General features: G+C 73.2%; 11 protein-coding genes and 1 pseudogene. 6 read left to right on the plus strand and 6 right to left on the minus strand.

Annotation, left to right across the window (positions count from 1 at the left end; genetic code table 11):
* Positions 1-1,486 (minus strand): glycoside hydrolase family 3 protein (locus tag KN815_RS27850; RefSeq protein WP_216344665.1); only part of this gene is annotated, 1,486 nt, incomplete at its 3' end.
* Between the two features lie 220 nt (positions 1,487-1,706).
* Here KN815_RS27850 and KN815_RS27855 point away from each other — a divergent pair.
* On the plus strand, positions 1,707-2,927 hold the full coding sequence (locus tag KN815_RS27855; RefSeq protein ID WP_216344666.1) for a macrolide family glycosyltransferase: 1,221 nt from the start codon (positions 1,707-1,709) through the stop codon (positions 2,925-2,927).
* A gap of 279 nt (positions 2,928-3,206) precedes the next feature.
* Here KN815_RS27855 and KN815_RS27860 read toward each other — a convergent pair whose 3' ends face one another.
* Positions 3,207-4,121: a LysR family transcriptional regulator gene (locus KN815_RS27860; protein ID WP_216344667.1), complete on the minus strand. Its 915-nt coding sequence runs from the start codon at positions 4,119-4,121 to the stop codon at positions 3,207-3,209.
* Between the two features lie 97 nt (positions 4,122-4,218).
* Between KN815_RS27860 and KN815_RS50755 the strand changes: the two are divergent.
* Positions 4,219-5,205, plus strand: a pseudogene (locus tag KN815_RS50755) (EamA family transporter); the annotation flags it as partial.
* A 300-nt stretch (positions 5,206-5,505) separates the two neighbouring features.
* On the opposite strand, the gene KN815_RS27870 reads toward KN815_RS50755, so the two are convergent.
* The 3 genes from KN815_RS27870 to KN815_RS27880 form a co-directional block, all read right to left on the minus strand.
* A complete protein-coding gene (locus tag KN815_RS27870) occupies positions 5,506-6,303 on the minus strand; it encodes a sugar phosphate isomerase/epimerase family protein (RefSeq protein WP_216344669.1) in 798 nt (265 codons plus the stop codon).
* 286 nt (positions 6,304-6,589) lie between these two features.
* Positions 6,590-8,407: a sensor histidine kinase gene (locus tag KN815_RS27875; RefSeq protein ID WP_216344670.1), complete on the minus strand. Its 1,818-nt coding sequence runs from the start codon at positions 8,405-8,407 to the stop codon at positions 6,590-6,592.
* Positions 8,397-9,143 carry a response regulator transcription factor gene (locus tag KN815_RS27880; protein ID WP_216344671.1) on the minus strand — a complete coding sequence of 249 codons (747 nt, stop codon included), beginning with the start codon at positions 9,141-9,143 and terminating at the stop codon, positions 8,397-8,399. Before KN815_RS27880 ends, KN815_RS27875 begins: the two co-directional genes overlap by 11 nt.
* Before the next feature lie 102 nt (positions 9,144-9,245).
* Here KN815_RS27880 and KN815_RS27885 point away from each other — a divergent pair, with 102 nt between their 5' ends.
* From KN815_RS27885 to KN815_RS27900, 4 genes are all read left to right on the plus strand, one after another.
* Positions 9,246-9,866 (plus strand): hypothetical protein, encoded by a 621-nt coding sequence (locus KN815_RS27885; RefSeq protein ID WP_253209285.1) that lies wholly within the window; start codon positions 9,246-9,248, stop codon positions 9,864-9,866.
* Entirely contained in the window at positions 9,859-10,980 is a 1,122-nt protein-coding gene (locus KN815_RS27890; protein WP_253209286.1) for a peptidoglycan-binding domain-containing protein, read from the plus strand. The genes KN815_RS27885 and KN815_RS27890 overlap by 8 nt, the downstream gene beginning before the upstream one ends.
* Positions 10,981-11,084: 104 nt before the next feature.
* Positions 11,085-11,771: an ABC transporter ATP-binding protein gene (locus tag KN815_RS27895; protein WP_372458495.1), complete on the plus strand. Its 687-nt coding sequence runs from the start codon at positions 11,085-11,087 to the stop codon at positions 11,769-11,771.
* A complete protein-coding gene (locus KN815_RS27900; RefSeq protein WP_216344672.1) occupies positions 11,768-12,979 on the plus strand; it encodes an ABC transporter permease in 1,212 nt (403 codons plus the stop codon). Before KN815_RS27895 ends, KN815_RS27900 begins: the two co-directional genes overlap by 4 nt.
* 161 nt (positions 12,980-13,140) lie before the next feature.
* Here the strand turns inward: KN815_RS27900 and KN815_RS27905 are convergent, their stop codons facing one another.
* Positions 13,141-14,286: a methyltransferase gene (locus KN815_RS27905; RefSeq protein ID WP_216344676.1), complete on the minus strand. Its 1,146-nt coding sequence runs from the start codon at positions 14,284-14,286 to the stop codon at positions 13,141-13,143.
* Positions 14,287-14,731 lie beyond the last annotated feature (445 nt).

Raw genomic sequence — 14,731 nt, forward strand, 5'->3', positions numbered from 1 at the left:
GGCCGCCGGTGCCCGAGGGCGCGGCGGCGTCCACCCCGACCACCAGCAGGTCGGGCCGGCGGCGCGGCGACAGCGGCAGCAGCCCGCCGCGGTTGGTGATCAGCGTGGTGGTGCGCTCGGCGATCCGGTCGGCGGTGGCCCGGTGCTCGCGGGTGCCCACCGTGCGGTTGACCGCGCGGTCGCTGGTGTACGCATCGTCGAACAGCCCCCGGCGCGCCTTGAGTTCCAGGATGCGCCGCAGTGAGCGGTCGATCCGGTCCTCGTCCAGCTCGCCCGCGCGGACGGCCTTGCGCACGCCCTCGAAGGCGCGGGAGAGGCTCGGCGGGTTGAGCAACTGGTCCACCCCCGCCTTGAGCGCGAGCACCGGCACCCGGTCGTCGCCGTACTTCTTCCGCACGCCCGCCATGCCGAGCGAGTCGGTGACCACCACCCCGTCGTAGCCCAGTTGCTCGCGGAGCACACCGGTGAGGATGGGGCGGGAGAGCGTGGCGGGGTCGTCGGCCGGGTCGAGCGCGGGGAACAGCAGATGCGCCGTCATGATCGAGTCGACCCCGGCCTCGATCGCGGCCCGGAACGGCGGCGCGTCCAGCCGCTCCCACTCCTTGCGGGAGTGGGTGATCCGCGGCAGGCTGACATGGCTGTCCACGGAGGTGTCGCCGTGGCCGGGGAAGTGCTTGGCGGTGGCCGCGACCCCGGCGCTCTGATAGCCCTCCACCTGGGCCGCCACCAGCCGCGCCACGGCCTTCGGATCGGCCCCGAAGGAGCGCACGCCGATCACCGGATTGGCGGGGTTGACGTTGACGTCCGCGATCGGCGCGTAGTCCTGCCGGATGCCGAGCGCGGCCAGCTCCGCCCCCGCGGTGCGGGCGGCCGTACGGGCGTCGGCCGCGCTGCCGCCCGCGCCGAGCGCCATGGCGCCCGGGAACAGCGTGGCGGGCGCGCCGACCCGGGCCACGGTGCCGTACTCCTGGTCGGTGGAGAGCAGGACGGGGACCGGCACGGAGGCGGCCAGCGCGGCCTTCTGGATGCCATTGGAAAGCGCGGCGACCTGGTGGGGGTCGCGGATGTTGTGCGCCCAGCGGATGTACATCACCCCGCCCACGTGGTACTTCGCGATCAGCTCGGCCGCGTTGGCGACGCCGATGTCCTTACGGTTGGCCGCGATATCGGCCGGGTCGGGGTGGGCGGCCGAATGGCCGTACACCCGCATCACGAAGAGCTGGCCGATCTTCTGGTCCAGTGTCATCCGGCCGATCAGCTCGTCGATCCGGCGGCGGTCGCGCTCCTGGTCCCGGCCGGGCTGTGGGGTGGTTCGTGAGGGCGTCGGGGAAGGGCCGCCGGAACCGCCGGTGGTGTGGCGCGCGGGGGCCGCGGGCGCGGGGGAGCCGTTCGTCGGCGCACTACAGGCACCGGCCGCGGCGGCGGCCAGAGTGGCGGTGAGCAGGGCGCGGCGAGACGTCGTCGTGTGCACCCGCACTCCTTCCATGGGACGTTCGGAGGGGGCGGTCGAAGGTGGTGCAGGACACGCTGGGACACAAAGCGCGGCCGGGTCAAGGAGAGTTGGACTTTCCGCCGGCCCGGAAGCGTAAAGGAAAAGACTCGTTAAAGACAGGGATCTGGCGCTCGTGCTAAACCGGCGCTAATGTACCGATCGGGTATGTGCACTATTTGTATGCGGCATCCGTTCTCAATTATGTTCCGTTTTCATGACCCCATCGACGGGTGCCAAGCCCCCCACACATATCGCCATGTTCGGCATCGCGGCGCACGGGCACGTCAACCCGAGCCTGGAGGTGATCCGCGAGCTGGTGGCCCGCGGCCACCGGGTTACCTACGCCATCCCCGAATCGTTCGCCGAGAAGGTCGCCGAGACCGGCGCCGAGCCGAAGACCTACACCTCGGTCCTCCACGGTGAGAATGTGCCGGGCGCCAGAGGCTCCGATCTGATCGACTACATCGAGCCGTTTCTCATCGAGGCCGAGCAGGCGCTGCCGCAGCATCTCGCGGCCTACGAGGGCGATGAGCCGGATCTGGTGATGTACGACGTCACGGCGTACCCGGCGCATGTCCTCGCCCATCGCTGGGGCGTGTCCGCCGTCGAACTCGCGCCCAGCTTCGTGCCCTGGGACGGCTACCGCGAAGAGGTCTTCGAGCCGATGTACGCGCAACTGCGGTGCTCCGAGCGCGGCCGGGCCTACTACGCGCGCTACCGCGCCTGGCTGGAGGAGAACGGACTGGCCGGTACCGACCCCGACCGGCTCATCGGCCGCCCCAGCCGCTGTGTCGCCCTCATCCCCGAGCTGCTCCAGCCCAACGCCGACCGCGTCGACCCGTCCGTCTACAGCTTCGTCGGCGGCTGTCAGAGCGCCCGCCGCGAGGTGGCGGAGTGGCGCCGCCCGGAGCGGGCCGCCGAGACCGACCGGATCCTGCTGGTCTCGCTCGGTTCGACCTGGACCCAGGAGCCCGGCTTCTACCGCGCGTGCGTCGCCGCGTTCGGCGATCTGCCGGGGTGGTACGTGGTGCTACAGATCGGCGAGTTCGTCGACCGGGCCGACCTCGGCGAGATCCCCGCCAATATCGAAGTGCACAGTTGGATACCGCAGTTGAGCATTCTGCGGCAGGCCGACGCCTTTGTCACCCACGCGGGGGCGGGCGGCGCCCAGGAGGGGCTGGCCTGCGGGGTGCCGATGGTCGCCGTACCTCAGGCCGTCGACCAGTTCAGCAACGCGGACACCCTCGAAGCGCTCGGGGTCGGCCGCCATCTGCCCAAGGAGGCGGCCACCGCGCCGGCGCTGCGCAAGGCGGTGCTCGACCTGGTGGACGACCCCGAGGTGGCCGCCCGCTGCGCCGCGCTCAAGGAGCGGATGGCCGCCGAGGGCGGGCCGGACCGGGCTGCGGACCTGATCGAGGCGGAGCTGCCCGTCTGAACGACCGCCCTATGGGCGCGCCGGGCCCCTGGGGCGCCCCTTGGGCGCCGCCGACGCTCTGGGAGGGGTGTCGCGTCGGCGGCGGGGTGCTGCTGGCCGCGGGCGGCGGAGCGGTGGTCGGCGACGCACCAGCGGCGAGGCCGATTACCGCCATGCGGAGACTCCCCATCAGCACACCGCTTCGACGCGTGGCGGCCCGCGCCGGTTCCGCACGGGGTGGACGTAGGTGCCTCAAGTCGCGTCACTGAGAAGCAAGTTGAGCCGGTGCCCTGCCGGTGCTCAGACCGTGCGCCGCGGCCACAGGCCGCCCAGCAGCCGCACCGTTTCGGTGATCGCGGGGCGGCGGGCCGCGCCGGTGCGCCACAGCGCGTACAGCCGCCGTACCGGGACCGGCTCCAGGGGCAGCGCCAGCACCCCGTCCGGCAGCGGACCGCGCCCCAGGCGGGGCATCAGGGCGACGCCGAGACCGGCCGCCACCAGGGCGATCTGGGTGTGGTTCTCCGCCGCCTGATACGCCAGGTCCGGCTCATGGCCCGAGGCGCGCAGCGTACGCACCAGCCAGTCGTGGCACACCGACCCGGGCGGCTGGCAGATCCACCGCTGGCCCGGCAGGTCCTCGCGGCGCAGTGTCCGCCGTGCGGCCAGCCCGGCCAGCGGATGTCCGGCCGGGGCGAGCAGATCGCACAGATCGTCCCCGATGACCGCCCGCTCCTGCCCCTCCGGGGCGGGCAGCGGGGCGATGTCCCAGTCATGGGCCACCGCCAGATCGATGACCCCCTGCGCCACCAGGTCCACCGACAGATGCGGATCCACTTCGAGCAGCCGGGCATCCAGGGAGGGGTGCTCGGCCGTGAGCGCGGCCAGCACCATGGGCATCAGCCCGCGCGCCGCCGAGGCGAAGGCGCCGATCACCAGCCGGCCCGTCGGCTGTCCGCGCCGCTCCTCCAGGGTGGTCTCGGCCTCCTCGACGATGGCGAGCAACTGCTGGGCGGTGGCGGCCAGATGCCGGGCCGCGTCGGTCAGCGTGATGCCCCGGCCCTGCCGCTCCAGAAGGGCGGTCCGGGTCTCCCGCTCCAACTTGGCGATCTGCTGCGATACGGCGGACGGGGTGTAGCCGAGCGCGGTGGCCGCGGCGCTGACCGAGCCGTGTACCGACACCGCGTGCAGGGCCCGCAGCCGACCCAGATCCAGCACAGTTCGCCCTCCTCCTCGCATCTTTAACCGTTACTGCATCCAAGCATGAAGACATCCGCGCTGGTGCTACAAGGTCCCGGCACCTGATCCTCGATCCATGCGACCTGTGCACATAGCCCTCGCCGTGCTGGTCACGGCCCTGTGGGGGGTCAACTTCGTGGTCATCGAGGTGGGCCTCGACCACTTCCCGCCCCTGCTCTTCTGCGCCCTGCGATTCCTGGTGGCCGCGCTGCCCGCCATTTTCCTGGTCGGCCCGCCGAGGGTCGCCTGGCGATGGATCCTGGGGGTGGGGCTGGCCCTGGGCGTGGCCAAGTTCGGGCTGCTGTTCATCGGGATGCACGAGGGGATGCCCGCCGGGCTGTCCTCGCTGGTGCTCCAGATCCAGGCGGTGTTCACCGCGCTGTTCGCGGCCGTCGTACTCGGCGAACGCCCCGGCCGGCGGCGGCTGCTGGGCATGGCCGTCGCCCTCGCCGGGATCGCGGTGGCCGCCGTGGACGAGGGCACCTCGGGGCCGCTCATCGGCTTCGTCCTCGTCGTCGCGGCGGCCGCCTTCTGGGGTGTCTCCAACGTCCTCACCCGCAAGGCGGCGCCGCCCGACGCCCTGAACTTCATGGTGTGGGTGAGCCTGGTGCCCGTACTGCCACTGCTCGGGCTCTCGCTGATGTTCGAGGGCGCGCGGCCCGACCTCGACGCGCTGAGCAGGCTCGACTGGGCCGGAGTGGGCGCCATCGTCTACGTCGCCTGGGTCACCACCGTGTTCGGCTTCGGGGTCTGGGGCTTTCTGCTGCGCACCTACGACGCCTCGACCGTCGCCCCTTTCTCGCTGCTGGTGCCCGTCTTCGGGATGTCCTCGGCGGCGCTGGTGCTGGGGGAGGGGATCAGCGCACCGCGCTGGCTGGCGGCGGCGCTGCTGGTCGGCGGCGTGGCCCTGACCTCGCTCCCGCGCTTGCGCCTACGGCGCGTATGGCGCGGGGCGCGCCGCCGACCCGATGCGCCTGAGGTGGGCGCCCGACCCGATGTGCCCGGGGCGGGCGCCCGATCGGATGTGCCCGGGGCGGGCGCTAAGCGCTCCGCGGGAAGTGCCGCGAGGTCCGGTCGTTCATCTGCGGCTGTGTCGTGGCTGGTCGCGCCCGCGCGGCGGAGCCGCACATCGACACAGCCCGCGCCCCTTCGGGGCGCACCCGAACCGCACCGCACTTCATCGAGGCCGCTTAGGCCAGATGTGCCCGGGGTGGACCCCCGACCCGAGCCGGACGGTCCCGAGTCGGACGGCTCGGAGTCGGGCGGCCCGGAGTTGGACGGCCCCGAGTCGGATCGCCGCACCGAGTCGGACGGGCCGGAGTCGGGTGGCCCCGAGACCGGGTCTGCCGGGGCCCCGGCGTGGTCAGGCCGAGTCGGTCAGCAGGCGTAGCAGGTGTTCCCGGCCCGGGGCCAGCAGCTCCGGGAACTCCCGGGCCTGGGGATACCACCGCTTCTCGTACTCCCAGCACAGCCAGCCGTCCCAGCCCTCACGGCTGAGCAGCTCCACGCACTCGGTCAGCGGCAGCACCCCCTCGCCCAGCGGCAGCGGGGTGGTGTCGTCGGCCGAGGCGATGTCCTTGACCTGGACGTAGCCCAGATGCGGGGAGAGCGCCGGATAGCTGGTGGCCGGGTCCTCGCCGCCCAGCCAGGTGTGCATCACATCCCAGATCGCCCCGACGCTGCCATGGCCCACCAGCCCGAGGACGCGGGCCGCGTCCGCGCCCGTCCGGTGCGAGTCGTGGGTCTCGAGCAGCAGCCGTACGCCGAGGTCGGCGGCGTGGGGCGCGGCCGCCGCGAGCCGCCGGGCGGCCGTGGCGTCGGCCTCCTCCGGGCTCTGCTCCCCGCCGCCCGGGAAGACCCGGACATGGCGGGCGCCCAGGTCATGGGCGAGCTCCAGCAGCTTCCGCAGCCCGGCCAGCACCGGCTCGTCCGGCCCGGCCTGCGCGGCGCGCACATACCCGGCGACGGTGAGGATCTCGATCCCGGCGTCCCGGAACTCCGCCACCACCCGGGCGCGCTCATCCGCCCCGATCTCCGGGTGCACCGGCTCCTCGGGGTGGGCGCGCAGCTCCACCCCGTGGTACCCGGTCCCGGCGGCGAGCCGGGCGACGTCGGACATGGGCATACCGGGGACGCCGAGAGTGGAGAAGGCGAGCTTCATGCGGGCTCCCTTGATGGGGGTCGTGCGGTACGTGGGGATCTTCCTGCCCTTCATCCCGGACGCTAAGCAGGGGCACGAGTCGGGTCAATCCTGACCTCACGCCTACGGCGTGTCTCGGCGGGTGGGCAGGCCGTGGCCCACCACTCGGGCCGTGGCCCACCACTCGGGCTGTGGCCCACCATTCGGGCCGTGGCCCACCATTCGGGCCGTGGCCCACCATTCGGGCCGTGGCCCGCCACTCGGGCCTGCGGGTGCCCGCCGCGTCCGGGAACGCCTCCACCACAGGTCAGCGGGTGTGCGGCAGGTGGATCGTGAACTCCGAGCCCTCGCCCACCGTGCTCCGCACCGTCACCGTCCCGCCATGCGTTTCCACCAGCTTGCGCACGATGGACAGCCCCAGGCCACTGCCCCCGGTCAGGCGGCTGCGGGACTTGTCCGCCCGCCAGAACCGGTCGAAGACGTGCGGCAGTTCGTCGGCCGCGATGCCGGAGCCGGTGTCCGCGACCTCGATCAGCACCTCGCCGCCGGCAGCGCGGGCGCGGAGGGACACGGTGCCGCCGGACGGGGTGTGCCGCAGCGCGTTCGCCACCAGGTTGCCGAGCACCTGGCGCAGCCGTACCTGGTCGGCCTGGATCTCCGGGCAGTCACCGGATGCCTCCACCCGCAGGGCGACACCGGCGTTCTCGGCCGCGACGTGATGGGCGGTGGCCGTGTGTGCCAGCAGGTGCGCGATGTCGACCGGCGCGAGGTGGAGCCGCAGCTCGCCCGCGTCGGCCGCGGACAGGTCCCGCAGGTCGTCGATGAGGTGCTGGAGGTGCAGCGCCTCTTCGAGCAGCGAGGACACCAGCAGGTCGCCGTGGGGTACGACACCGTCCTGGGCGCCCTCCAGCCACCCGCGGATGTTGCTGAGCGGTGTGCGCAGTTCGTGCGCGACATCGCTGGCCATGTCCTTGCGTGCCGCCTCCAGTTGGTCGCGTCGGCTCGACATCGAGTTGAACGCCGAGGTGAGCCGGCCCAGTTCGTCGTTGCTGGTGACCTTCACCTGGGCGCCGGCCTCCCCGTCCGCCATGCGCTGCGCCGCGTCGGTCAGTGCGCGCAGCGGCCGGACCAGCCGTATCCCGGCCAGGGTGGTGGCGGTGACGGTGACCAGCAGGACGAGTACGGTGCCGCCCGCGATGCGGGCGCGGTTGCCCGCGGACAGGTCGAAGAAGGTGGTGGCGCTCCGGCCCGGGCTGGTGACGTACAGCGCCGCCGCGGGGGCGACGTACGGTGCGAGCTGCTGGGCGCGGCTGCTCGCCAGGCACGAGCTGACCAGTGAGTCGTCCGCGTCCTCACCACGCGTCCGCAACGGCGGCTCGGCACGGGGCTCGGCGCGTGGCTTCCCTTGGTCGTCCAGGGTGAGTGTCACCCGCGCCGCGTGGCGCCGGGACAGGCACGCGTCGACGAGCTCGTTGAGGGCGGACAGCGCCCTGGCCTCGGTCGGGGTGGGCGAGTCGAGCGCCGTGGAGGCGCAGCGCGGGGTGTCCAGGTCGCGGGAGGTGTCGGTGCCCACACGTGACCGCCCGCTCGGCTCCTCCACCACGGTGATCCCCGGACCGAAGACGGTGCGCAGGCATGCGGCCCGGCGTCGCGCGGCCTCGCGCAATCGCGCGCGTTCGACCCCGCTCAGCTCGAACGGCCCGACGGCGCGTGGATCGATCCGGTCGGAGACGGAGTCCGGGAGCAGATCGGGGCTGACCGCCAGCGGGTCGATGACGGCGGTCGCCTTGTCGGGCGGCCGGTAGGGGAGCCGCGCGGCGGACTGCGAGTCGGCGACCCGCCGGCCGTCGCTGGTCACGATGATGCGGTGGCCGGTCTGCCGGGCCAGGGCGCGTACGGTCGGGCCCGCGCCGTCCCAGCGCGGGTGGCGGGCCGCGTAGCCGAGCAGACTGTCGTAGATCCGGGTGTCGTCGGCGAGTGCCTGGCCTCGTTCCTCGCGGATGGCCACCGCGGTCGTCCGGATGGCCAGCCAGGCGGTCGCGGCGACCGAACAGGCGGACACCAGCGCGGAGACGGCGAGCAGGCGCAGCAGCAGGCTGCGGCGCAGCGGTACGTCACGGCGCACGGTGGGATTCTCCGTCGCCGGCCCCGTCCACGAGCTTGTAGCCGACGCCGTAGACGGTGACCAGGAAGCGGGCCCGGCGCGGATCGTCCTCCAGTTTCCTGCGGAGGTTCATCACATGCGCGTCGACGGTCCGGGCGGTGACGTACCGGTCGAACCCGTGCAGCCGTTCCAGGATCCGCGGGCGGGTGAAGACGTGGCCGGGACTGGCCGCCAGCATCTCCAGCAGCCGGAATTCACCGGGTGTGCAGTCCACCGGCCGGCCGTGCATCGAGACCTCGTGCCGTGCCGGAGCGATGGTCAGGGGGCCGACGGTGAGCACCGGTTCCGGCGGCGTGGCGGTGGCGGCGGTGGCGGCGGTGGGGGCCGTGGTGGCGGCGTGGCGGCGCAGCAGCGCGCGTATCCGGGCCATCAGCTCGCGCGGGCTGAACGGCTTGGTCATGTAGTCGTCGGCGCCGAGGTCCAGGCCCAGCAGCAGGTCGTCCTCGGTGGAGCGGGCGGTCAGCATCAGCACCGGCAGGGCCGATTCCGCGCGCAGTACACGGCATACGTCGAGGCCGTCCACCCGGGGCATCATCACGTCCAGGACGAGCAGATCCGGCGGTTGCCGCCGGACCGATTCGAGCGCGGATCGCCCATCGTGCACGACGGTCACCCGGTGGCCCTCGTGTTCCAGATAGCGGCGGACCAGTTCGGCCTGCTTCCGGTCGTCCTCGGCGACGACCACGTATGCGCACATGACGGCGAGTTTAGGAACACCGGCGAGGGGTGAAGCGGGCGAGCATCACCTGGGCAAAGGTTCCTGACAGGTTCCTCAAAAGTGTCCGAGATGGTCGTCGGCATGCGAAAGACCAAGACAGCGGCCCTGCTGTGGGCCACGGCCGCGCTGAGCCTGGCCCTCACCGCGTGCGGCGGCGGCAGCGGGGTCAAGACGGACAAGGGCGTCGACTCCATCGAGAGCGAAGCCCCGGCGGCGGGCGGCAAGGCGGACCCGGACCACCGCGAGGGCAAGAAAGACGTCACCGCGGACCGCCCCCAACTGCGCATGGACAGCTCGCAGGAGGAGCGGGACCGGCTGGGTGACGCCTACAACGCCTGCCTCGAGGCCCACGGCGTTCCGATGAACCATGAGCGCGCCAAGCTGGCGGGCGCCAAGCAGGCGTCCCCGGTGCAGGATCCGGCCGTCGTGAAGAAGCACCAGGCCGGCTACGACGCCTGCCTGGTGAAGCTGCCGCGTCAGCCACCGGAGACCGAGCCCGAAACCAACCCGCACTTCGCCGACGACTACCGGGCCTACGTCAAGTGCCTCAACAAGCACGGCATGCGGGTTCATATGGTGCCCGACACGAGCGTCAGCCCCGACGGTCTCGCCTGGCGCTACGACGACGGCAAGCAGCAGATCTCCGAAGCCGAGCAGACCAAGGTCGACCGCGCCTGCGAGCTGGAAGCCTTCAGTGACTGACCCCGCCACCGACACCGGGCCCGCACCGCGGCGGGCGAACCGACGGCGCCTCGTCCTCGCGGCGGCGGCACTCGTCACCGCCGTCGCGGTGGGCGCCGGCGCCCTGGCGCTGTCCGCCCACGGCGAGGCGAAGGCGGAACGACCGGGGTCCGCGGCGCCCTCCACCGCGCTGACCACGGTCGTCCGCGGGGATCTCGCCGACAGCCGGACGCTGACCGGGACGCTGGGCTTCGCCGGCACCAGGACCGTCAAGGGCACCGGCAAGGGCGTGGTGACCCAGTTGCCCAAACCCGGTGCCACCGCCACCCGCGGCAAGCCGCTGTACCGGATCGACGACCGGCCGGTCATGGTGTTCTTCGGGGACACCCCGCTCTTCCGCACGCTGGCCAAGCCCGGCGTCAGCGGCCGGGACGTGACCGTGCTGGCGGACAACCTCCAGGCGCTCGGCTACGACATCGGGCCGCCCGGGCGGACCACCGCGAACGGCACCCGGTTCACTCCGTCGCTGGCCGCCGCCCTCAAGCGGTGGCAGCGCGACACCGGGCAGCAGCAGACCGGCACCCTGGACCCCGGCCGTGTCGTCGTCCTGCCGGGGGAGGCCCGGGTCGGCGACATCAAGGCCCAGTTGGGCGACCCCGCCACCGGCGACATGCTGACCGTCACCTCCGCCGCCAAGACCGTCGCCGTGAAGGTGGACGCCGCCGACGCCGCCCCGATCCGCGTGGGTGACGAGGTGAGCATCGCGCTGCCGAGCGCCAAAACCATCCCCGGCAAGGTCACCGCGGTCAGCCACACGGTGCAGGGCGGCGGCGACGAGCAGGACGAGGAGGTCAACGGCCCGCCGAGCCTGCGGGTCACCGTCACTCCCACGCACGGCGCCGATGTGAAGGGGCTGGACTCGGCGTCGGTACGGGTCACCTTCACCGCCGAGACCAGGAAGAACGTGCTGTCCGTGCCCGTCGGCGCGCTGCTGGCGCTCAGGGAGGGCGGATACGCGCTCCAGCGCCGCGACGGCGGGCTGCTCGCCGTCGACACCGGGCTGTTCGCCAAGGGCATGGTCGAGGTGTCCGGGAAGGACGTCCGCGAGGGCCTGCGGGTGGTGACCACCTCGTGACCGGTCCCGCACACCCCCTGGCCGTGCCCGCACACACCCTGGCCGGGCCCGCACACCCCCTGGCCGGGCCCGCACCCGGCGCCGCCGCCGTCCCGGCCACGCCCGTGCTGGCCATTCGCGGCGCGAGCAAGGCGTACCGCGGCGGGGTGCTGGCGCTGGACGACGTCTCGCTCACCGTCCACCCGGGCGAACTCCTCGCCATCGTCGGCCCCTCGGGCTCCGGCAAGTCGACCCTGCTCAACATCATGGGCACGCTGGACCTGCCCACCAGCGGATCCGTGGAGATCGCCGGCCGGGACGCGGCGGCGCTGTCCGACCGCAAGCTGTCGGCGCTGCGCGGCCGCTGGCTCGGCTTCGTCTTCCAGCACTTCCACCTCACCGAAGGGCTCACCGCGGCGGAGAACGTGGCCACCGGCCTGCTGTACGCCGGGGTGCCGCGCCGCCTGAGACGGCCGCTCGCGCTCGCCGCCCTGAAACGGGTCGGCCTCGGCGCCCGGACCGCGCACCTGCCGCACCAGCTCTCCGGCGGGGAGCGCCAGCGTGTCGCCATCGCCCGCGCCCTGGTCAACGACCCCGCGCTGGTGCTCGCCGACGAGCCGACCGGAGCACTCGACTCGGCCAACGGGCGGGCCGTACTGGATCTGCTGGTCAACCTGAACCGCGAGGGAACCACCATCGCCGTCATCACCCACGACCGGGACATCGCCGCCCGGATGCCACGCCGTGTCGAGATCCGCGACGGCCGCGTCGTCTCCGACACCGGAGCGGGCACCGGGCGGGGGCGCGAATGATCCACCCCACCGACATCCGGCCGGTGCGACTGGCCCCCTCCGACGTGCTGCGCCTCGGCCTCCTCGGCCTCCTCACCCGCAGGATGCGGGCCGCGCTCAGCGCACTCGGCATCTCCATCGGCATCGCCACCCTGGTCCTGGTCACCGGCATCCCGGCGTCCAGCCAGCAGCACCTGGACGAGCAACTGTCCGCGCTCGGTACGAACATGCTGCGGGCCCAGCCGCAGGCGGACCAGAACCCTCCCGTCCTGCTGCCGGAGCAGGCCCACCGGATGGCCGAGCGGATCCGCCCGGTCACCGGCGCGAGCGCCGTCGCCAACACCCACGCCCTCGTCCGCCGCTCGGATCGCACCGACCCGAACGACGGCCTCGGCCTCAACGTCCTGGCCGCCAGGACCAACCTGCTGCCCGCCGTGAGCGGCACGGTCCGCTCCGGCCGGTTCCTCTCCGCCGCCACCTCGTCGTTCCCCACCGCGGTCCTCGGCTACCAGGCCGCCGCCCGGCTCGGAATCCCCCGGCTGGCCCACGGCCGGCAGCCGCCGCAGGTCGTCATCGACGACCGGTGGTTCACCGTTGTCGGGATCCTGGACCGCCTGCCGCTCGCCCCCGAGCTGGACCGCTCCGTCCTTGTCGGCTGGCAGGCAGCCAAGAGCGAGCTGGGCTTCGACGGCCACCCCACGGTGATCTACGTGAAGGCCGAGGAGGACGCCATCGAGGACGTCAGCGAGGTCCTGCCGGCCACGCTGTATCCCCAGTTGCCCGGCATGGTCCAGGTCAGCCGTCCGTCCGACGCCCTGCTTGCCAAACGCGCCACCCGGACGACCTTCTCGGCCCTGTTCCTGGGCCTGGCGGGGGTGGCGCTGCTGGTCGGCGGGATCGGCGTGGCCAACACGATGTACATCTCGGTTCTGGAGCGCCGCACGGAGATAGGTCTGCGCCGGGCGCTGGGAGCCGGGCGGGGCCAGATCCGCGCCCAGTTCCTCACCGAGTCCGTGGTGCTCAGCACGCTCGGCGGTGTCGTGGGTACGGTCCTCGGCGTCCTCGCGACCCTCGGCTACGCCACCTACCAGGGCTGGCCGACCGTGATCCCCCTCCCCGCGCTCGCCCTGGGCACGGCGAGCACGGTCCTGATCGGCATGGTGGCCGGCGTCTACCCGTCGATCCGTGCCTCGCGGCTGCCCCCGACCGAGGCGCTGGCGGCGGCCTGACCGGCGAGCACCACCGTGTCAGGGATGGGCACGCCCAGGGTGAGCACGTTCAGGGTGCGCACGTTCAGGGTGAGCACGTCCGGCTTCGGCACCTCCCGCGCGGACAGCGGTCCGGCGGGGGCGGTGGCCTGTGCCGGGCCCCCGCTCCCCGCGGCGCTCGCTCAGCCCGCCGTCAGCCGCCACAGCGAGGTGACCTCCGCCGCGCGGGCCGTGTGGAGGGGGTCGGTGGGGTCGGCGGCGCGGGGGTGGGTGGGGCGGATGTCCAGGCGGTCCGCGACCGTCAGGCCCGCCGTGGCGAAGGCCGCCAGGAGTTCGGCGCGTGGCCGCAGGCCGAGGTGTTCGGCGAGGTCGGAGAGGATCAGCCAGCCCTCGCCGCCGGGGGTCAGATGCCCGGTCAGCCCGTTCAGGAAGCCGCGCAGCATACGGCTGGACGGGTCGTAGACCGCGTATTCGAGCGGTGAGGAGGGCCGGGCCGGGACCCAGGGCGGGTTGCAGACCACCAGCGGGGCGCGGCCCGGCGGGTAGAGGTCGGCCTCGACCACCTCGATCCGCTCGGACAGGCCCAGGCGGGCCGCGTTCTCCCGGGCGCACCCCAGCGCCCGTGCGTCCTGGTCGGTGGCCACCACCCGCTGGATGCCGCGCCGGGCGAGGACGGCGGCCAGCACGCCGGTTCCGGTGCCGATGTCGAAGGCCAGCTCATGCGTGGGCAGCGGGGCCTCGGCCACCAGGTCGACGTACTCGCCGCGCACCGGCGAGAAGACCCCGTAGTGCGGATGGACGCGGTCCCCGCCCAGCGCCGGAACCTTGACGCCCTTGCGGCGCCACTCATGTGCGCCGATCAGCCCGAGCAACTCCGGCAGCGAGGTCACCGACGGGTCCCCGCCCGCCGGGCCGTACGCCTCCGCGCACGCCTGCCGTACGTCCGGCGCCCGGCGCAGCGGGATGCCGAAGTCCGCGTCCAGCGGCACCAGCAGCATCCCCAGCAGCCGGGCCCGCCGGGACCGGGCCTGGCGGTGCCGGTGGAACGCCTCGGCCGGGGACGCCGCCGGGGCCCGCCGCTCCTTGGCCCGGCGCGGTCCGCGGTCGATCCGGCGCGCCATCGCCGTCAGCAACTGGCGGGCGCCCTGGTAGTCGCCGCGCCACAGCAGCGCGGTGCCCTCGCAGGCGAGGCGGTGGGCGGTGGCGACGGGCATCCGGTCGTCCGCCACCTCGATCCGCCGGGGCGGTGGCGTGCCGTTCTCGGAGCGCCAGTGGGCGGTCCGGGTCCGGCCGTCCTCGGTCCACTCGATGACCTGCTGGGTACTCAGGGGTACGCCCTTTGCTCTTGTGCCGTTGCTCTTGTGCCGTTCCGACGCGCCGCACGGGTGCGCCGTGTGGACGGTTCCCCGTGCGATGTCCGCGTGCTGTACGGGCCTGCGTGTGCGCCGATCCTTCCCGTACGGGCCCGTTTGCGCGAGCGGATTTCCGGTCGAGGTGACCTGCGTCACGGTGTGGTGGTGCTCGGCGCTCCGCTGGATGTGCCGTGATGTGTCGTCGTTCGTCCGCGGCGCGGTCGTGGCTGGTCCCACGCGGCGGAGCCGCACATTGACACAGTCGCGGCGGAGCCGCACATCGACACAGCCCCGCGCCCCTTGGCGGCGCCGCTGAACCGCGGCCGACTTCACCAGGCCCGCCTGGCTGTGCACGGCACATCACCCGGCCCGCGGGCGGACGGCAGGCGGACCGCGGGCCGTCAGCCGTGCGCCGAGTCCT

The sequence above is a fragment of the Streptomyces niphimycinicus genome (assembly GCF_018883605.1).
Taxonomy (GTDB): Bacteria; Actinomycetota; Actinomycetes; order Streptomycetales; family Streptomycetaceae; genus Streptomyces; species Streptomyces niphimycinicus.

Bases quoted from the DNA above. Each gene is read 5' to 3' on its own strand.
- KN815_RS27855 (WP_216344666.1), top strand. From the start codon at position 1,707: ATGACCCCATCGACGGGTGCCAAGCCCCCCACACATATCGCCATGTTC.
- KN815_RS27900 (WP_216344672.1), top strand. From the start codon at position 11,768: ATGATCCACCCCACCGACATCCGGCCGGTGCGACTGGCCCCCTCCGAC.
- KN815_RS27880 (WP_216344671.1), bottom strand. From the start codon at position 9,143: ATGTGCGCATACGTGGTCGTCGCCGAGGACGACCGGAAGCAGGCCGAA.
- KN815_RS27885 (WP_253209285.1), top strand. From the start codon at position 9,246: ATGCGAAAGACCAAGACAGCGGCCCTGCTGTGGGCCACGGCCGCGCTG.
- KN815_RS27870 (WP_216344669.1), bottom strand. From the start codon at position 6,303: ATGAAGCTCGCCTTCTCCACTCTCGGCGTCCCCGGTATGCCCATGTCC.